Genomic DNA, 19,410 nt, shown 5'->3' with positions numbered 1-19,410 from the left:
CAACTTTTATTCATTATTGACCAACCATGACCATTGCTGGGCGTAATAAACGACCAGAAAGGGTATAGCCTTTTTGTAAAACAGTACCGATCTCACCTGACTTGGCATTTGGATCAATACCCACAGCCTGATGAAGATCTGCATTAAAACCATGCTCAGTATCTACAGCGACAATATCGAACTTCTCTAAAGTGTTTAATAATGATTTTAAAGTGAGCTGCACACCTTCTAATAAAGGTGATGGCTCATTGCCTGCTGCCTGAATCGCGCGTTCCAGATTGTCCACTGAATCAAGCAAGCTTTTAGCAAATTTTTCCAGCGCAAATTTTTTGGCTGTATCTGCTTCGCGCTCAGCACGCTCCTTGACTTTTTCAGCTTCATACATCGCATTGGCTGCACGTGCTTTTTCAAGTTTTAGGCTTTCTTCGAGTTTAGTGATTTGAGCTTGTAAATCTTCAACGCTAAGTTCGTTTGCTTGCTCTACACCTTCAGCTTGAGTTTGTTCAGTTTGTTGCTCATTTTGAATGTCTTGAGCTTGCTCGTTTTGCTCATTAGCCATTGATGATCTCCGTTTAAATGGGTTTTTAAACATGTACAGTCCTTTTGGCATCGGTGTTTAAAACAGCATTATGCTGAACTGCCATGAGTTTTGATTCTTGATGAATGAAGTAAGGTCATCCTTTAAAAATTCAAGCATGCTGTTATATTTAAATCTCTTTAATTTTCTTTATTTAAGTAAAAATCGAGGTGTTCGATTAAAAAAGCAATAAATTGCTGAATGATTCTGGGTAAATGTTGACGAGACACATACACCAATGAGAGCGTCAAATCTGGTGCAGAAAAATCAGCCAACACCTGAATTAATCGCCCGCGAATTAAATCATTTTGCACCAATCGTGCAGGTAACATCGCAACTCCTTGCGCATTGATACACATATCATACAAAGCATTTACGTCATTGCTTTTAAAGGTGCTATTTAAAGGGTAATTCTGGGGCTGCTGTTCGACATTAAACAACGTCCAATACTGACTGGCATGTTGATGGGTAATACAGTTATACTGTAAAAGCTGACTTGGATGTGACAGCTGAGAATGCTGAGCCAAATAATCGGGATGTGCGCAAAAAATTGATTTGATCTCGTGTACGGGGCGCGCAATTAAACCATCAGCCACCTTTTGAGTGATGCGAAGCGCCAAATCCATCTGATGATCAATTAAATCAACAGTATTTTCAGTGAGAATTACTTCAAATTGAATATGCGGGTGTTGTCGTTTAAACGCACGTAGGCATTCATTCAACCCCATTTGATATAAAAATAAACCGCAGGTGAGACGGATTGTACCCGTTTGTTGTTCATGCGCAGCCAATTCAAACAGTAACGCCTGCTGCTGTAAAATATTTTCACAATACAGTAAAGCTTTTTCACCCGCAGGGGTCAGCGAGATTTTACGGGTGTTCCGCTGAAATAGGCGTACAGAAAACGTTTGTTCCAAATGATCCAGATAACGTGACACCATGGCTCGAGAATAATTAAGTTGCTCGGCGGCACGACTCAGGCTGCCTTGTTCTGCAATACGAACAAAGACTTGCATGGCTTTTATAGTATCCATCATGACATCTGATTGTTGCATTATTTGTAATAGTTTATCTTGAATTAGCGGCTTTATCTGATACAAATTGCAATTTAAAGTGCTATTTATTTATCTGGATTTAGTCATGCGCAGTTTAAAAGCACCTATTTTAGCCGCAGTCACCTCAGCTTTATTTTCTCAAATGGTACTGGCTCAATCATTGATCCTCAAAAACTTTTTAGCTCAACCACAACATTTTGGTGTGACTTCGACTTTGATTGAAGGGGAGAAAGAAGTGATCTTGGTGAATGCACAATTTTCCAAATCAGAAGCACTGCGAGTGGCTGCTGATATTCTGGATAGTGGTAAGACGTTAAAAACCATTTTTGTTAGTTATGGTGATCCAGACTTTTATTTCGGTCTGGATGTATTTAAGCAGTATTTTCCAAATGCCAAAATCATCGCAATGCCAGAAACAGTAAAGCACATTCAAGATACTCAGGTCTTAAAAGTGCAGTATTGGTCTCCTAAAATGGGTGTCAATGCACCTGAGAGCATCATCATTCCACAAGCATTCACTGGCAAAACACTCCAACTGGAAAATGAACAGATCGAGATAAAGGGAAATCATGAATTGACTTATTTATGGATTCCGTCAATCAAAGCCGTGGTGGGAGGGATTCCAGTGTCATCGGGCATTCATTTATGGATGGCGGATACGCCTAGAACCAAAGATCGTGCTGAAGTCATTGGTACACTGCAAGCGATCAAGGCTCTTCAGCCGGAAATAGTCGTACCTGCACATATGCTCGAAAATGCGCCAGAAAATTTAGCTGCCGTGAATTTTTCATTGGACTATTTAAACAATTATGAGAAAGCAGTAAAAACCACAAAAACTGCACAACAACTTTCTCAAACAATGCAACAACAATATCCTGATCTCAAAGAAACAGATACTCTGGATTTGGGTGCAAAGGTAGTTAAAGGTGAAATGAAATGGCCTTAATTTGAGGCATAATTTCAAAACTCTGTGAAATTTCATCTTTGCAAAATGGGCTCATTCAAAAAGAATGGGCCTGTATGTACGATAAGTACTGCAAAAAGCCCTCAATTACGATGTAACAATTTATTATGGTTTTAGGTGATTTATATAACGTAAACATCCAGATTTATGATCATTCTCCTGCAATTTAAAATTAAAAAATAAAAGTTGGATAACAAGTTAGCGCGGCTTTTATGATTTAAAGCTCTGTTTTTAGCAAAATGGCGTTTAGTTAAAAAAAATTGCAGAACATGTACGTCTAACTCTATAAACACCAACCAATGATGTGAGTTTGACCAGAAGAAATTGTGAATCATAGGCAGCGCAAAGTTGGACTTTGCAAATTTTCGTCATAATGAAAGGAAAGAAACATGAAGAAACTTGGTCTATTATCATTGGTATTCGCAGGTGTAGCATTCACAGCAGTAGGCTGTGCTTCGGAAGCTGGCTTAAATGCTTCAGGTTCTACACAAGCGTCTGCAAGCCCAGAAGCAACGGGTGTGCAGGGTGGTGTAGCAGTACAAGCGGATACTTCAACACAGACTCAACCTGTACAGGCATCTCCTGAACAACCACAAGTTGCCCCTGAGTCTGCACCCGTTCAATAATATTTTTTGTCTGCGATGCGGTGAATGAAAGTGATCATTGGATGCCACCATAACACTCAGTTTTAGATGAGCTGCTACTCATTTGAAACGTTCAAAGCCGACATTCAGCGAAGATATGACGTACAGATACTTCGGTCGATTGCCCTCAGGCAAGGCTTTAGTCATCAATTATAGTAGCTCCATAGCGAACAGGATGTTTGTTGCAAATGGCCGTACAGTAAATAAGGCAGGATGCTTGAGTACGAACCAAATCAAAGCCTAAATCTCCGTAGATTTAGGCTTTGATTTATTTGAACGACGTTATTTAACGAGTATAGATATTAGGGACGATCCGCATATCTCCAACCCCCATTAGCATGATCCCAGCGATCATGATCTCTGTTCCAGTGACCTTTTCTGTTATATCCATCATCGTTTCGATCATAGTCATATCGATCACTATGCCGATGATTGTGATCTTCAGGTAAAACTACACATCCAACTGCAAGCAATGCAGTGACAAGTGAGATCAAAATTACTTTCATTTTACTGCTCCTTATTTTTGATCTAACCAATGACAAAACTATCCAATGCCATTTCAGGTTTGAGTCAATGACTTTTATTGTGGTTGCGATTAGCGTAGGAAAAATTAAGGAAATGTAACTTGATTAGGTGTCTTGTATGCGCATATAGTCAAGACACGCTTGAATATGTAGAAAAAATGAATAACAGCAATTTGAAGGGAGAAATCAGTGAATCTATCGCAGCAAAAGCTTCAGGCATTATTAGAAAAAGGGCAGGGACCAGCAGCGCGCGCATTAGACAAACTCCCTGCTTTTGTTCAGGAGTCCATTGTTAAATTACTGGGCTATCCCTATCAGTATCCCCAACTTGATAGTTTCACTAAATGCTTGATGGCAGTGCAGTACAAACAGGGGTATTCGGGTTTTATCGATGAAAATGTTGACCGTTCCCGCCAAATGTTTGAACTACAAATGCAGGCGATTCGACGCAAACCAACACCATTAGAGTTTGTAGAAGATATTCGTTTACCTTTACAAAGTGGTACCATCTTTGCCAGACATTATCATCCGCATCCAAATAAAAAGCTGCCTATGGTGGTGTTTTATCATGGTGGTGGTTTTGTGGTTGGTAATGTCGATACGCATGATGAAGCTTGTCGCCTGATTGCTAAATCAGCCAATGTGCAAATATTAAGTATTGAATATCCGCTCGCTCCAGAATTTTCTCCTAAACATTTAATTCAGTCCTGTGAAGATGCGTTGGCTTGGGTTTATCAAAACCGCCACTATTTTAAAATTCTAAAAAATCGTATTGCAGTGGCAGGCGATAGCGCAGGCGGCAATATCAGCACCGTGGTGGCTCAACGAACCATTGGTAAGTCTTATGCACCACAAGCTCAATTCTTGATTTATCCAGCCGTAGACTTTAAAAGCCGTCATCCCTCTTTTTATGCCTATAAAGATGGTTTGGTGTTGACAGGTCGTGATATCGATTACGTCACAGATTACTACGCAACCCAACATCATATTGAATTAACAGATCCAGTGATTTCACCTACCTATGGAAATTTGAAAAAAATAGCACCCGCATATGTAGTGACGGCTGGTCATGATGTGCTACACGATGAGGGTGAGATTTATAGTCATAAATTGCGTCAGAATGGGGTTAAGGTCCAATATGATGAATATCTGGATCAAACCCATGGTTTTATTAACCTGACACCTGTTTCACGTAAAGCCAAAGCCAATCTTGTACAAATGAGTAAATCATTTAGAAAGTTTTGGGATAAACACGCCTAATTGAAATCAAGACGATAAATCAAAGATAAAAGGTGTTTCACGTGGAACACCTTTTTGATAATCCAAATAACAATATTATAAAAATAGATCATGAACATACTATGCTAGTCTGGCTAGCAATTTGGTCGCTATAGAGATAGAAAAGGAAAAACCATGTTAAAGAAAGTCGCTTTAATGGCAACGGGGTGTTTAATGAGTATTAATGTATTTGCAAATACATTCGTTGAAATGAAAACCTCTATGGGCAATATTGAGATTGAGCTTTTTAATGATCAAGCTCCAATTTCTAGCAAAAATTTTGAAACTTATGTAAAAAGCAACTTTTATACAGGAACAATTTTTCATCGCGTTATTCCTGGATTCATGGTTCAAGGCGGTGGCATGGATGTCAACCTTAAAGAAAAAGCGACTCGACCAGCAATCAAAAATGAAGCAAGTAACGGACTTAAAAATACGCGTGGTACTTTAGCAATGGCGCGTACCAGTAACCCAAATTCTGCAACTAGCCAATTCTTCATTAATGTTGCAGATAATAACTTCCTGAATGCTTCTCCAGTAGATGCAGGATATGCAGTGTTTGGTAAAGTCACAAAGGGCATGGATGTGGTCGATAAAATTGTTAAAGTTCCAACAACGACTATGGGTTCTTATCAAAATGTGCCCAAACAACCGATTAAAATCCTGAGTGTGCAAATCAAGCCACAAAAAAGTGCTAAATAACAAACAATAAAGCAGAAATATGAAATTAATATTTCTGCTTTACAAATAAATGGTTACAGTGGTTTTGATTATAAAATAAACTGAATTGATGCACAAAAATAGAACACTCAATAAAACAATGAGTTAAAGGGGCTTGCTTGTGTAGGGAATTGCCCTATAATGCACTCATCCCGACGCGATACACGATGAAGATCTTGGCTTTTAGGGTTAAGGTTGAAGGATTTGTATTGAGTTGAATTTCTTACTGACGAGGTGAGGAATAGATCATTAAGAGAATAGAAGAACAACTTGTGTGGATTTTTACTAATTGATTGATCGAAATATTATCATTGATTAATTGGTTTAAATTACTCGAAGTTTATTTGAGAGAATTTGTCAGTAATTGATGAGCCAGAATTGGCGTCTTGTTCTTTAAGAAAGACGCAAAATGATTTTAACTGAAGAGTTTGATCATGGCTCAGATTGAACGCTGGCGGCAGGCTTAACACATGCAAGTCGAGCGGAGAGAAGTAGCTTGCTACTGATCTTAGCGGCGGACGGGTGAGTAATACTTAGGAATCTGGCTATTAGTGGGGGACAACATTTCGAAAGGGATGCTAATACCGCATACGTCCTACGGGAGAAAGCAGGGGATCTTCGGACCTTGCGCTAATAGATGAGCCTAAGTCGGATTAGCTAGTTGGTGGGGTAAAGGCCTACCAAGGCGACGATCTGTAGCGGGTCTGAGAGGATGATCCGCCACACTGGGACTGAGACACGGCCCAGACTCCTACGGGAGGCAGCAGTGGGGAATATTGGACAATGGGGGGAACCCTGATCCAGCCATGCCGCGTGTGTGAAGAAGGCCTTATGGTTGTAAAGCACTTTAAGCGAGGAGGAGGGTACTGGTATTAATACTACCAGCTACTGGACGTTACTCGCAGAATAAGCACCGGCTAACTCTGTGCCAGCAGCCGCGGTAATACAGAGGGTGCGAGCGTTAATCGGATTTACTGGGCGTAAAGCGTGCGTAGGCGGCTAATTGAGTCGGATGTGAAATCCCCGAGCTTAACTTGGGAATTGCATTCGATACTGGTTAGCTAGAGTGTGGGAGAGGATGGTAGAATTCCAGGTGTAGCGGTGAAATGCGTAGAGATCTGGAGGAATACCGATGGCGAAGGCAGCCATCTGGCCTAACACTGACGCTGAGGTACGAAAGCATGGGGAGCAAACAGGATTAGATACCCTGGTAGTCCATGCCGTAAACGATGTCTACTAGCCGTTGGTCTCTTTGAGGGATTAGTGGCGCAGCTAACGCGATAAGTAGACCGCCTGGGGAGTACGGTCGCAAGACTAAAACTCAAATGAATTGACGGGGGCCCGCACAAGCGGTGGAGCATGTGGTTTAATTCGATGCAACGCGAAGAACCTTACCTGGTCTTGACATAGTAAGAACTTTCCAGAGATGGATTGGTGCCTTCGGGAACTTACATACAGGTGCTGCATGGCTGTCGTCAGCTCGTGTCGTGAGATGTTGGGTTAAGTCCCGCAACGAGCGCAACCCTTTTCCTTATTTGCCAGCACTTTGGGTGGGAACTTTAAGGATACTGCCAGTGACAAACTGGAGGAAGGCGGGGACGACGTCAAGTCATCATGGCCCTTACGACCAGGGCTACACACGTGCTACAATGGTCGGTACAAAGGGTTGCTACCTAGCGATAGGATGCTAATCTCAAAAAGCCGATCGTAGTCCGGATTGGAGTCTGCAACTCGACTCCATGAAGTCGGAATCGCTAGTAATCGCGGATCAGAATGCCGCGGTGAATACGTTCCCGGGCCTTGTACACACCGCCCGTCACACCATGGGAGTTTGTTGCACCAGAAGTGGATAGTCTAACTGCAAAGAGGACGTTCACCACGGTGTGGCCGATGACTGGGGTGAAGTCGTAACAAGGTAGCCGTAGGGGAACCTGCGGCTGGATCACCTCCTTAACGAAAAGATTGGTTGATTGGTAAGAATCCACAACAAGTTGTTCTTCTGGTATCTGAATGAAAGATAGAAAAGGAACGAGTTTTCTCTTTTAATTTCAGAGATAAGTCATGCACTACGCGCTGCGCTTGTCTTGCGAAATAAAAAAAGAGATTATTAATCTCTTTTTTTATTTCTCAGGGTCTGTAGCTCAGTTGGTTAGAGCACACGCTTGATAAGCGTGGGGTCACAAGTTCAAGTCTTGTCAGACCCACCATTCTGACGAATAGATTAATGAGTACAGAGTTAAAGATACGTAAATGATATAAGCTGGGGACTTAGCTTAGTTGGTAGAGCGCCTGCTTTGCACGCAGGAGGTCAGGAGTTCGACTCTCCTAGTCTCCACCAAATTTCAAGAACAGAAAACTTAAAGCATCGCTTTAAGGATTTTCCTTGAAATTTAAGCAAACAGCTATGCTGTGCGCAGGCACACATATGATGGAGCTTGAAGCTAAGATAATTATAGAGCTTAGTAAATATAATGATTTATTAAGCTCTGTGATTAATCACAGTTTAATGTAGCTGACGAGGTTACATTAATTCATTAACAGATTGAGAATTGAGTCTGAAATAAATTGTTCACTCAATAACAAAGAGAGAAGAAGTCATTCTGATCTTAGAGTTAATTGAGAACTAGCAAATTAACTGAATCAAGCGTTTTGGTATATGAATTTAGATTGAAGCTGTATGGTGCTTAAATGCACAGTACTTCAAACTGTAATGTTGGTAATACTACTTGTAGGTATTAACGACTGTTTGGGGTTGTATAGTCAAGTAATTAAGTGCATGTGGTGGATGCCTTGGCAGTCAGAGGCGAAGAAAGACGTGATAGCCTGCGAAAAGCTCCGGGGAGGCGGCAAATATCCATTGATCCGGAGATGTCTGAATGGGGGAACCCACCTACTATAAGGTAGGTATCAATAACTGAATACATAGGTTATTGAGGCGAACGAGGGGAAGTGAAACATCTCAGTACCCTTAGGAAAAGAAATCAATTGAGATTCCCTTAGTAGCGGCGAGCGAACGGGGATCAGCCCATTAAGTGATGTGTGTTTTAGCGGAACGCTCTGGGAAGTGCGACCGTAGAGGGTGATAGTCCCGTACACGAAAGGGCACACATCATGATGACGAGTAGGGCGAGGCACGTGAAACCTTGTCTGAATATGGGGGGACCATCCTCCAAGGCTAAATACTCCTGACTGACCGATAGTGAACCAGTACCGTGAGGGAAAGGCGAAAAGAACCCCTGTGAGGGGAGTGAAATAGATCCTGAAACCGCATGCATACAAGCAGTGGGAGCCGACTTGTTCGGTGACTGCGTACCTTTTGTATAATGGGTCAGCGACTTATATTCAGTAGCAAGGTTAACCGCATAGGGGAGCCGTAGAGAAATCGAGTCTTAATAGGGCGTTTAGTTGCTGGGTATAGACCCGAAACCAGGCGATCTATCCATGAGCAGGTTGAAGGTTGGGTAACACTAACTGGAGGACCGAACCCACTGTCGTTGAAAAGCCAGGGGATGACTTGTGGATAGGGGTGAAAGGCTAATCAAGCCTGGTGATAGCTGGTTCTCCCCGAAAGCTATTTAGGTAGCGCCTCGGACGAATACCATAGGGGGTAGAGCACTGTTTCGGCTAGGGGGTCATCCCGACTTACCAAACCGATGCAAACTCCGAATACCTATGAGTACTATCCGGGAGACAGACTGCGGGTGCTAACGTCCGTAGTCAAGAGGAAAACAATCCAGACCGCCAGCTAAGGCCCCAAAATCATAGTTAAGTGGGAAACGATGTGGGAAGGCATAGACAGCTAGGAGGTTGGCTTAGAAGCAGCCACCCTTTAAAGAAAGCGTAATAGCTCACTAGTCGAGTCGGCCTGCGCGGAAGATGTAACGGGGCTAAAACTATGTGCCGAAGCTGCGGATGTAACTTTAGAGTTACGTGGTAGGGGAGCGTTCTGTAAGCCGATGAAGGTGTGTTGAGAAGCATGCTGGAGGTATCAGAAGTGCGAATGCTGACGTGAGTAACGACAAAACGGGTGAAAAACCCGTTCGCCGAAAGACCAAGGGTTCCAGTCCAACGTTAATCGGGGCTGGGTGAGTCGACCCCTAAGGCGAGGCCGAAAGGCGTAGTCGATGGGAAATTGGTTAATATTCCAATACTTCTGTGTAATGCGATGAGAGGACGGAGAAGGTTAAGTCAGCCTGGCGTTGGTTGTCCAGGTGGAAGACAGTAGGCATGCATCTTAGGCAAATCCGGGGTGCTCTATGCTGAGAGTCGATATCAAGCTGTACTTGTACAGTGAAGTGGCTGATACCATACTTCCAAGAAAAGTCTCTAAGCTTCAGTTACACAGGAATCGTACCCGAAACCGACACAGGTGGTCAGGTCGAGTAGACCAAGGCGCTTGAGAGAACTCTGCTGAAGGAACTAGGCAAAATGGTACCGTAACTTCGGGAGAAGGTACGCTGCTGAGGGTGATGGGACTTGCTCCCTGAGCGCTTGGCAGCCGCAGAAACCAGGCCGCTGCAACTGTTTATTAAAAACATAGCACTCTGCAAACACGAAAGTGGACGTATAGGGTGTGATGCCTGCCCGGTGCTGGAAGGTTAATTGATGGGGTTAGCGTAAGCGAAGCTCTTGATCGAAGCCCCAGTAAACGGCGGCCGTAACTATAACGGTCCTAAGGTAGCGAAATTCCTTGTCGGGTAAGTTCCGACCTGCACGAATGGCATAATGATGGCGGCGCTGTCTCCAGCAGAGGCTCAGTGAAATCGAAATCGCTGTGAAGATGCAGTGTACCCGCGGCTAGACGGAAAGACCCCGTGAACCTTTACTGCAGCTTGACATTGAACTTTGACCTTACTTGTGTAGGATAGGTGGGAGGCTATGAAGATGTGACGCCAGTTACATTGGAGCCATCCTTGAAATACCACCCTGGTAATGTTGAGGTTCTAACTCTGCCCCGTAATCCGGGGCGAGGACCATGTCTGGTGGGTAGTTTGACTGGGGCGGTCTCCTCCTAAAGAGTAACGGAGGAGTACGAAGGTGCGCTCAGCGTGGTCGGAAATCACGCGTAGAGTATAAAGGCAAAAGCGCGCTTAACTGCGAGACCCACAAGTCGAGCAGGTACGAAAGTAGGTCTTAGTGATCCGGTGGTTCTGTATGGAAGGGCCATCGCTCAACGGATAAAAGGTACTCTGGGGATAACAGGCTGATACCGCCCAAGAGTTCATATCGACGGCGGTGTTTGGCACCTCGATGTCGGCTCATCTCATCCTGGGGCTGAAGCAGGTCCCAAGGGTATGGCTGTTCGCCATTTAAAGAGGTACGCGAGCTGGGTTTAGAACGTCGTGAGACAGTTCGGTCCCTATCTACCGTGGGCGCTGGAAATTTGAGAGGATCTGCTCCTAGTACGAGAGGACCAGAGTGGACGAACCTCTGGTGTACCGGTTGTGACGCCAGTCGCATCGCCGGGTAGCTATGTTCGGAAGGGATAACCGCTGAAAGCATCTAAGCGGGAAGCCTACCTCAAGATAAGATTTCCCTGTGACTATATGTCACCTAAAGAGCCGTTCAAGACTAGGACGTTGATAGGTTGGATGTGGAAGCATAGTGATATGTGAAGCTGACCAATACTAATTGCTCGTGAGGCTTGACTATACAACACCCAAACAGTTGTTGTATTCAAGATAAATTCAATACAAAACTTGATTTAGTCAATAAACTAGTTACAATACCGACTCAATTTCCAATCCGTTAATAACTCTTTGGTTTGTAAGTAAGGCATACATTATTAAGTAATGTGAATAAGACCCCAAAGCACCACAACAGTTTGCTGGCGACAATAGCAAGAGTGAACCACCTGATCCCTTCCCGAACTCAGAAGTGAAACCTCTTCGCGCTGATGGTAGTGTGGCGTTAGCCATGTGAGAGTAAGTCATCGCCAGCTTTTAAATCTAAGGCACCCCCTCCGCTTATGCAGAGGGGGTGCTTTCTTTTATAAATAAAATAGATGCAATAAATAGAAAATCAAAAGCTTAAGTAACTGTTAATTCCTGAACGATAGCTTGGTTAAAGTATGGAATATCATCGGGATTACGTGAGCTAATCAATACCCAGCCTCCTGTGTTACATCGATGTACAGTTTCATCCACCCAGTTCGCTCCTGCATTTTCAAGGTCTAAGCGGATGCTTTTATAAGACGTTAAGTTTTTATCTTTAATGCGTTCTGCATTAATCAGTACCCAAGGCGCATGACAAATGGCTGCAATGGGTTTTGCGTGATCTGTAAAGTATTGAATAATTTGTTTTGCATTTTCATCGATACGTAATTGATCGGCATTAACCGTGCCGCCTGGTATTACCAAAATATCGTAATCAGCGGGATCTATTTTATCTAAACTTGTTAGTGGGGTATAAGTTGGACCCAGTGTTTTATCATGTTTTACCGTTTGTACTTCACTTTGTTCAATCGCCGCATGAATAGCTTCTATTCCTTTTGATTGTAAAAACTCGAAAGGCTTTATGAGTTCATCATGTTCAATACCCGTATTAGAAGTAATAAATAATGCTTTGCCTGCCATGAGATTAGATCCTATTTATTGGAATATAGAATTTAGCCTAGCCAATTCTGAGTGATTCTCCTGTTGTAGTTTGATATTTGATCTGTTGAGATCAGATAACTATGTAGGATTTATTTACATGAAAATTGATTCATAAAAATAGTATTGATTAAAAATGCAAAGTAAGCCGCAGATAAAAACTGACATTCGGTCAGTTTTTCAAAGTCTTATCATCAAGTTAACCAGATGTTTAGATTCTATAATTTTTATTGTTATCGGCAAACAAACATGCTGGTTTCATAGAGATAAAATCTAAGCTAAATTGATAGAGACTTGAGTAATAAAATCGATATGTTTTATACGCAATGAGCTATATCGGTTGTTCATGATTCGTTTGGCGAATTTCGGGTTTTAACGCGGTTTTCATGAGTGTACGATGAATAAATCTCAATTTATCCAATACAGCATTGGATAGCGTAAATGGATAAGCATCCTGTAAGCCCATACTTCTATTTAAACCATTCAGGACATAACTCAAGGCAAACCAGTTGGTCAGGGTATGTTCAAAATCTAGTGATCCGATTGGTGATTCTTTAAAATGCATGTCTGGATCAATCTGGTGATTCGCTTCTATGGTCATCCCTGTGTGGTACGCAGTGTCTAGGGTATCCATTATGTGTAAATAATGTGCCCATGTTTCAGCCCAGTCCTCCCAAGGATGTGCTCCTGCATAACGGCTAATGTATGAATCTTGCCAATGTTCGTCTGAACCCTTTTGATAATACTCTTCTAATGATTGTGCATAATCGGCACGTTCATCACCAAAATAGAGTCGAAATTCATCTAACCACTCGGGATAAAGATGAGTCATGATATCAAAGTAGTAATGTCCACTTTCATGACGAAAATGACCGAGTACCGTTCGATAATTTTCCTGCATATCCAGACGGGTTTTTTCACGATGAACCACATCCGCCTCACTGGCATTGAGGGTAATGGTTCCCAATTGATGTCCTGTCATCACAGGTTGATCGGGGCTCGGCATGAGGAAGTTAAAGCGTAGGCCATAGCGATCTTCATCATTATTTTTTGGGCGTGGAAAAATATTCAACTGTTGAGTTAAATATAAGAAACGACGTTTAGCCTGCTCCAGCCTGCGCCAATATAGTGTGTTTTGCGGTATGGATAAATCTGGAATGGTATGAGTTAGGCGACAGGACTCACAATAAATTTGATCGCTTTCTACTGGAATCATCCAGTTACACACTTGATGATGCTGATAGTTATAACAAGGTTTATATAAGCTGTATGTGTCTTTAGGATTCAGGCTTTTCCAAATACTTTTGTCGATCTGCTCGAAAGTCCCCATGGTTTTATTTTCGACTTCATAACCCAAGAGCGCATGGCAGTTTTCACAATGCGTATTGTTAAAAAAAACCTGATGGTGGCAGTTGTGACAGTAGAAAACTTTCATAGAAGCTAAGAGTGTTAGAAAATGCTCTTATAGTTTAAGAGCATTTTAAATAAAAAAAAGATTAAAAATGTGCTTCCAGACCAACATATGGGCCTTTAAATTCCATTTTTAAACTATCGTTGTCATCATCAAGGTCAATATTTAAAATGCGGTAGCCCACTTTTGCACCGACATCAACCAATAAATTCTGGATCATATTGTATTGAAGTTCTGCCTGAAAATCGGTAATTTTGACTTCATCATAATCGCTATACAGCATTTCGGCTTTGGCTTGAAAACCTGTAAATGGAAGTTTGCCACCGACTTGAGCATACACTAGCGGATTATAACCATCGACTTTACTGGTTTTATATAGAATATCATTCGTCGATTTGAACTGATATTGTTTGACTTGACCATCTAACTTAAGCAAACCCAAACCTACATCAGCACTGATGACATTATCTAAAATTTCGTAATATAAGATTAGATCCGTTTGATCTAAGTCAACATTGGCTTGATCTAAAAAGAGCGTATTTGCCTGTGCATCCAGATCCAATTTTGTATATTTGAGTTTTACGTTGGGAATCATGGGTACAGGATGCTCAATCGCCAAAGAAGCCTGAAAAGCACCGTTACGATTAATGTTATATTTAGTGGTGTTGTTGAGGTAAGGATCTAAAATAAGTTGATCACTATTAGCATCATAATATAAAGAACCCGAGGTGTGTTCAGTTACATCACCATCTACTGACCAATAATTAATATCCCCTGTGACCCCAATAAAATCGGCCTGTGCCAGACCACTCAATGTTAAACCCATGACACATATTGCACTTTGAAGCATTTTCATTGTGAAAAACTATCCTTGAAATATCTAAAACTATATTTTGTATTGGTATTTGTTACCGAATCACAGCCGATTATTTGGCAGATTCAGCGCATGATATAAGAATAAATCTTGAAATACAGTGACTAAATTTAAATAAGGAAGAATTAATTATGCCGACACAAATGTCTACACCAGCTGAATACCCACTTTATGTGGCAGGTAAGCCCGTAAAAACAGGCCAATGGCTTGAGGTTCAACATAAGTTTCATCATGACCTATATGCGCGGGTTGCACTGGCAGATGACAAAATCATTGAAAAGGCGACCGTAGCCGCAGTAAAGGCAGAAGCAGAGATGGCCGCTCTGAAGCCTTATCAAAAACAAAAAATTTTGTTGCACTGCGTAAAACGCTTCACTGAAGAAAAACAAGTATTAACTGAAATCTTGATTGCAGAAGGGGGAAAGCCCCGCAATGCAGCATCGGCGGAAGTGGAACGTTTAATTAATACCTTTCAATTAGCTGCGGATGCAACCACTCAAATGGAAACTGGTCGAGTGATTCCCTTGGCTGTGACCCCAGTTGCAGCAGCGTATCAGGGGATGGTGCGTCATGTACCGATTGGCGCTATTTCGCTTATTAGCCCATTTAATTTTCCGTTGAACTTAACGGCACATAAAATTGCACCTGCGATTGCAGCAGGATGTCCATTTGTTTTAAAACCTGCCAGTCTCACACCAATAAGTGCGATAAAAATTGCTGAGATATTGGCTGAAACTGATTTACCAAAAGGCGCATGGTCAATTTTACCGTGTGAGCGGAGTGCTGCTGATATTTTGGTGACGGATGATCGTTTTAAAATGCTCAGTTTCACAGGATCGGATCAGGTCGGTTGGGATATGAAAGCTCGTGCAGGGCGTAAAAAGGTCACATTAGAGTTGGGTGGCAACGCAGCCGTGATGATTGAACCAGATACAGAGATCACAGAGGCATTGATAGACAGGCTGATTGCTGGAGCATATGGTCAATCTGGACAAGTATGTATTAGTGTACAACGCATATTGGTACATGCTGATCTCTATACGGAGCTAAAGGAAAACTTAGTGGCTAAAGTCAAAAAACTCAAAGCTGGAGATCCAGGTCTGACAACCACTATGGTGGGCCCAATGATTAAGGAAAAAGAAGCAGTTCGATTAAAAAAATGGCTTGATAAAGCTGAGAAAAAAGGCGCAAAGATTCTTGCAGGTGGCTTGTTAGATGGCGTGATGTTTGAAGCCACATTACTTGAAAATGTCGATGAGAAACTTGAAATTTATAGAGATGAAGCCTTTGGTCCTGTCGCGATCTTGGAGAAATATAAGAATTTTGAACAAGGGATTGCCAAAATTAATCGCAGCCGTTTTGGTTTGCAAGCAGGTGTGTACACCCAAAACCTGAATAACATGATGTATGCATGGCAACATTTACAGGTCGGAGGTGTGATTATCAATGATATTCCGACGTTCCGCGTTGATAATATGCCTTATGGTGGTGTCAAAGATTCTGGTTTGGGGCGAGAAGGCATCCATTCAGCTATTCGCGATATGCAAGAAGAGCGCTTATTGGTGATTAAGCAGCCCTAATCGAGCTGTTATTCGAAATGCGAGTGTTTGTCACCAAACAGACGCTCGTTACAACATAAAGTCCAGTTAAAAAAACGGTATACATGTTTAATGAGAATTTGAATTTAAAACTTGGTGCTGGATTTTTACTTATGAAAAGTGGCTTAAGTACATAAAAGTTTCTGACCAAGCTGCTATAAATGATGTTCACTTGACTCAATAATATAAATAGGGGATGGGACATAAGTTCCACGTGGAACTTATTGGCAGATCAATTGCGATGAAAACACAAAGCTTAATTTATCTTTTCTTGCTTTTTTACAATGCACTGTTTAATTAGATTAAATCTTCAATAGGATCATTTAACCACCTAATTTTTAGAAAAAATAAACAAATAAGGGTTAAAACAGCCTAATAATGCTTTTTTTTCAGCAAAATAAGAGAAAATCAGGAAAAAAGAAGGTATTGTTCAACCATTAGAAAGACAAAAAATATATGACTATCTTTAAGGAAGACGGAATAATTTTTTGTCTGTATGGACATTAGCAGGGCTCACAAGGCGAGATAAAGTCCAGAGCAAAACAAATTTTATGAAATGGTATTGATCTTGCAATGTTCAATAACTAATCCAAGCAAGATCAAGACGAAGGATGATCATTTATGACTGATACTCGTGAAAACTGGTCTTCACGATCAGGTTTTATTATAGCTGCCGTTGGCTCCGCAGTAGGTTTGGGAAATATTTGGCGTTTCCCTTATGTGGCCTATGAGAATGGTGGCGGAGCATTTTTAATTCCGTATTTATTAGCACTTATTACCGCAGGATTGCCTCTTCTATTTTTAGATTATGCAGTCGGACATAAAGCCCGAAATTCACCGCCTAAAGCTTATCGTAAACTATTTCGCGGTGGTGAAACATTGGGTTGGTGGCAGGTCTGTGTATGTATCATTATCGGATTGTATTATGCCAGTGTACTGACTTGGGCTGGCAGTTATGTTTATTTTTCCATCGGGCAAATGTGGGGCAGTGATCCAGAGGGGTTCTTCTTTAAAACATATTTACAAACGACCGATGCAAAAACTTTTGATTTTCGATTTGTTGGACATCTTTTTTGGCCAATTGTTGGGATCTGGGCGGCAACCTTAATCATTCTTTATGGTGGAGTGAAAAAAGGTGTAGAACTCTCCAATAAGATTTTTATGCCTTTACTGTTCGTTTTATTCACAGTCTTGGTGGTTCAGGCTTTGCGTTTACCAGGCGCAGTACAAGGACTGAATGCATTTTTTACCCCAAATTGGGCAGCGATGATGGACTATAAAGTCTGGTTAGCTGCTTATGGTCATACTTTTTTCTCTTTGTCGGTTGGCTTTGGGATCATGGTGACCTACGCGTCTTATTTAAAACCTAAAACTAACCTTACAGGTTCGGGTTTAATTGTTGGCTTTGCCAATGCTTCGACTGAAATTTTGGCTGGTATCGGGATTTTTGCTGCATTAGGATTTATGGCGCATGCGGCGGGTACAGAAGTTAAGGACGTGGTCAGTGGCGGTATTGGACTGGCATTTATTGCATTTCCAAAAATTATTTCAAGTTTAGGTGCTGGGGCTGATTTGTTCGGTCTTTTATTTTTCTCTTCACTTTTTGTGGCGGGGATTTCTTCTATGGTCAGTATTTTGGAAGTTCCTATTGCAGCCATGCAAGACAAACTCAAATGGGGGCGTAAAAAAGCGGTCACGATTATTGGTGGTGGCAGCGCTCTGGTTTCGATCTTTTTATTCTCAAGTGTAAATGCCATTAAACTGGTGGATATTGTAGATCACTTTATCAATAACATCGGCATTATTGGGGGGGCATTGATTTCGATTGTTGCAGTTGCATGGTTTAAACGTTCTGCATTAGTGCAATTAAGAGATCATGTAAATGCAATTTCGACCATTCAATTAGGTAAAGGTTGGGATTTTACCCTCACCGTGATCACTTCTTTGATTCTACTAACAACCCTCAGCATGACTGTTTTTAATTTGATCAAAAATGGCTATGATACTTATAGTATGAGTTTACAGGGTGTATTTGGCTGGGGCAGCGTTATTTTCTGTGCTGTTGTGGCTATTGTATTAAGCAAAATGAAAGATCGCTAGGAGGCAGTATATGAATACTTCCGCAATCATAATGATGATCATTTCTATGGTGTTTGTATGGGGCGGTCTGGTTCTTTCGATTATGCATTTAAGCAAACATCCTGAAGAACTAGACGAAGTACTAGATGAAGTTAAAGATCAGCATACGCTTTGATTTTTAAGTATTGGAATAGATTGATTTATTGAAAATGAAAGTCATTATCATTTATGATGATGACTTTCTTTTTTTAGGAGCAATCACAATGTCGTCATTGTTTGGCCCAGATGTCTGGATTGCTTTTGCAGTCACTTTTTTAGCGGGTTTAGCAACATTGGTCGGTGGTGCGATTGTCCTGTTTTTTAAGCAACCGAGCTTTCGTCTTTTATCTTTTGGTCTGGCATTTTCTGGTGGGGCGATGGTGTATGTCTCACTGACCGAGATTCTTAATAAATCATGGCATTCTTTTTCTGAAATTTTTCAAGATAAAGTCGCATATGCTTATGCCACTTTTGCATTTTTAGCGGGTGTGATTTTAGTTTTATTACTTGATCGATTTGTACCGAATCCGCACACCATGGTTGAAAAGAGCGCAAATCTGCAACTGGATCAGGCACAAATTCGTCGTACTGCTTTACTCACTTTATTGGCGATTACAGCACATAATTTCCCTGAAGGTTTGGCGACCTTTTTTGCGACTTTAGACAGCCCAACATTGGGTACGCCTCTGGCGGTTGCTATTGCGATTCATAACATTCCTGAAGGTATTGCAATTGCTGTTCCTGTTTATATCGCGACGAAAAAAAAATCGATTGCGATTATGGCAAGTTTATTGTCTGGTTTAGCTGAGCCTTTTGGAGCGGCGCTAGGGTATTTTGTCTTGGCGCCTTTTTTGGGGCCGATGGTTTATGGCATTGTATTTGGTCTGATCGCAGGGGTGATGGTGTATTTGTCTCTGGATGAATTATTGCCTACAGCTAAACGTTATTCCAAAGGACATGAAACGGTGTACGGTTTAGTTTCTGGTATGGCCGCTTTGGCGCTCAGTCTGGTGCTATTTAGGTTTGTTTAATAGCATCATGGGTGGTGATAAAA

13 protein-coding genes, 2 tRNA genes and 3 rRNA genes are annotated in these 19,410 nt (G+C 41.7%); 13 read left to right on the top strand and 5 right to left on the bottom strand.

Translation table 11 applies throughout. From position 1 onward, the window contains the following. Positions 1-13: 13 nt before the first annotated feature. Positions 14-559, bottom strand: a complete 546-nt coding sequence (gene grpE, locus I6L31_RS10845; RefSeq protein WP_004994585.1) for a nucleotide exchange factor GrpE — start codon at positions 557-559, stop codon at positions 14-16. Between the two features lie 158 nt (positions 560-717). Beyond that, on the bottom strand, positions 718-1,611 hold the full coding sequence (locus tag I6L31_RS10840; protein ID WP_035272530.1) for a LysR family transcriptional regulator: 894 nt from the start codon (positions 1,609-1,611) through the stop codon (positions 718-720). 106 nt (positions 1,612-1,717) lie between these two features. Here I6L31_RS10840 and I6L31_RS10835 point away from each other — a divergent pair, with 106 nt between their 5' ends. The 9 genes from I6L31_RS10835 (at position 1,718) to rrf (ending at position 11,703) form a co-directional block, all read left to right on the top strand. Next, positions 1,718-2,578 (top strand): MBL fold metallo-hydrolase, encoded by an 861-nt coding sequence (locus I6L31_RS10835; protein WP_005005458.1) that lies wholly within the window; start codon positions 1,718-1,720, stop codon positions 2,576-2,578. 407 nt (positions 2,579-2,985) lie between these two features. Further along, entirely contained in the window at positions 2,986-3,222 is a 237-nt protein-coding gene (locus tag I6L31_RS10830) for a hypothetical protein (protein ID WP_005005459.1), read from the top strand. A gap of 731 nt (positions 3,223-3,953) precedes the next feature. After that, entirely contained in the window at positions 3,954-5,024 is a 1,071-nt protein-coding gene (locus I6L31_RS10825; protein ID WP_005005464.1) for an alpha/beta hydrolase fold domain-containing protein, read from the top strand. A 153-nt stretch (positions 5,025-5,177) separates the two neighbouring features. Further along, complete coding sequence (locus I6L31_RS10820) at positions 5,178-5,744, top strand: peptidylprolyl isomerase (protein ID WP_005005466.1); 567 nt, start codon at positions 5,178-5,180, stop codon at positions 5,742-5,744. Positions 5,745-6,178: 434 nt separating this feature from the next. Next, positions 6,179-7,715: ribosomal RNA gene (locus tag I6L31_RS10815) — 16S ribosomal RNA — on the top strand. 177 nt (positions 7,716-7,892) lie between these two features. Next, a tRNA-Ile gene (locus I6L31_RS10810) sits at positions 7,893-7,969 on the top strand. A 55-nt stretch (positions 7,970-8,024) separates the two neighbouring features. Continuing rightward, positions 8,025-8,100, top strand: a tRNA-Ala gene (locus I6L31_RS10805). Between the two features lie 420 nt (positions 8,101-8,520). Further along, positions 8,521-11,414: ribosomal RNA gene (locus I6L31_RS10800) — 23S ribosomal RNA — on the top strand. A gap of 174 nt (positions 11,415-11,588) precedes the next feature. Next, positions 11,589-11,703 (top strand): 5S ribosomal RNA (rrf, locus tag I6L31_RS10795). The 16S, 23S and 5S rRNA genes sit together here with 2 tRNA genes alongside, the layout of an rRNA operon. A gap of 88 nt (positions 11,704-11,791) precedes the next feature. On the opposite strand, the gene I6L31_RS10790 is transcribed toward rrf, so the two are convergent. From I6L31_RS10790 to I6L31_RS10780, 3 genes are all read right to left on the bottom strand, one after another. Then, positions 11,792-12,337, bottom strand: coding sequence for a type 1 glutamine amidotransferase domain-containing protein (locus I6L31_RS10790; protein WP_004986175.1), 546 nt, complete (start codon positions 12,335-12,337; stop codon positions 11,792-11,794). Between the two features lie 349 nt (positions 12,338-12,686). Beyond that, positions 12,687-13,790, bottom strand: a complete 1,104-nt coding sequence (locus I6L31_RS10785; protein WP_004986173.1) for a zinc-binding metallopeptidase family protein — start codon at positions 13,788-13,790, stop codon at positions 12,687-12,689. Positions 13,791-13,851: 61 nt separating this feature from the next. Then, on the bottom strand, positions 13,852-14,622 hold the full coding sequence (locus I6L31_RS10780; RefSeq protein ID WP_004986170.1) for a TIGR04219 family outer membrane beta-barrel protein: 771 nt from the start codon (positions 14,620-14,622) through the stop codon (positions 13,852-13,854). A gap of 149 nt (positions 14,623-14,771) precedes the next feature. Here I6L31_RS10780 and I6L31_RS10775 point away from each other — a divergent pair, with 149 nt between their 5' ends. From I6L31_RS10775 to zupT, 4 genes are all read left to right on the top strand, one after another. Continuing rightward, positions 14,772-16,220, top strand: coding sequence for an aldehyde dehydrogenase family protein (locus I6L31_RS10775; protein ID WP_004986168.1), 1,449 nt, complete (start codon positions 14,772-14,774; stop codon positions 16,218-16,220). A 639-nt stretch (positions 16,221-16,859) separates the two neighbouring features. Then, complete coding sequence (locus I6L31_RS10770; protein WP_004986167.1) at positions 16,860-18,338, top strand: sodium-dependent transporter; 1,479 nt, start codon at positions 16,860-16,862, stop codon at positions 18,336-18,338. A gap of 10 nt (positions 18,339-18,348) precedes the next feature. Beyond that, positions 18,349-18,492 carry a methionine/alanine import family NSS transporter small subunit gene (locus I6L31_RS10765; RefSeq protein WP_004986166.1) on the top strand — a complete coding sequence of 48 codons (144 nt, stop codon included), beginning with the start codon at positions 18,349-18,351 and terminating at the stop codon, positions 18,490-18,492. Between the two features lie 88 nt (positions 18,493-18,580). Next, complete coding sequence (zupT, locus tag I6L31_RS10760; RefSeq protein WP_004986165.1) at positions 18,581-19,387, top strand: zinc transporter ZupT; 807 nt, start codon at positions 18,581-18,583, stop codon at positions 19,385-19,387. Positions 19,388-19,410 lie beyond the last annotated feature (23 nt).

This window comes from Acinetobacter septicus (assembly GCF_019355975.1).
GTDB lineage: Bacteria > Pseudomonadota > Gammaproteobacteria > Pseudomonadales > Moraxellaceae > Acinetobacter > Acinetobacter ursingii.
This window is presented reverse-complemented; position numbering and strand designations above follow the sequence as displayed.

Excerpts from the sequence above, each read along its gene's own strand:
- I6L31_RS10775 (WP_004986168.1), top strand. The coding sequence starts at position 14,772 with ATGCCGACACAAATGTCTACACCAGCTGAATACCCACTTTATGTGGCA.
- I6L31_RS10765 (WP_004986166.1), top strand. The coding sequence starts at position 18,349 with ATGAATACTTCCGCAATCATAATGATGATCATTTCTATGGTGTTTGTA.
- I6L31_RS10820 (WP_005005466.1), top strand. The coding sequence starts at position 5,178 with ATGTTAAAGAAAGTCGCTTTAATGGCAACGGGGTGTTTAATGAGTATT.
- I6L31_RS10790 (WP_004986175.1), bottom strand. The coding sequence starts at position 12,337 with ATGGCAGGCAAAGCATTATTTATTACTTCTAATACGGGTATTGAACAT.
- I6L31_RS10770 (WP_004986167.1), top strand. The coding sequence starts at position 16,860 with ATGACTGATACTCGTGAAAACTGGTCTTCACGATCAGGTTTTATTATA.
- I6L31_RS10835 (WP_005005458.1), top strand. The coding sequence starts at position 1,718 with ATGCGCAGTTTAAAAGCACCTATTTTAGCCGCAGTCACCTCAGCTTTA.
- I6L31_RS10780 (WP_004986170.1), bottom strand. The coding sequence starts at position 14,622 with ATGAAAATGCTTCAAAGTGCAATATGTGTCATGGGTTTAACATTGAGT.
- I6L31_RS10830 (WP_005005459.1), top strand. The coding sequence starts at position 2,986 with ATGAAGAAACTTGGTCTATTATCATTGGTATTCGCAGGTGTAGCATTC.
- zupT (WP_004986165.1), top strand. The coding sequence starts at position 18,581 with ATGTCGTCATTGTTTGGCCCAGATGTCTGGATTGCTTTTGCAGTCACT.
- I6L31_RS10785 (WP_004986173.1), bottom strand. The coding sequence starts at position 13,790 with ATGAAAGTTTTCTACTGTCACAACTGCCACCATCAGGTTTTTTTTAAC.
- grpE (WP_004994585.1), bottom strand. The coding sequence starts at position 559 with ATGGCTAATGAGCAAAACGAGCAAGCTCAAGACATTCAAAATGAGCAA.
- I6L31_RS10840 (WP_035272530.1), bottom strand. The coding sequence starts at position 1,611 with ATGGATACTATAAAAGCCATGCAAGTCTTTGTTCGTATTGCAGAACAA.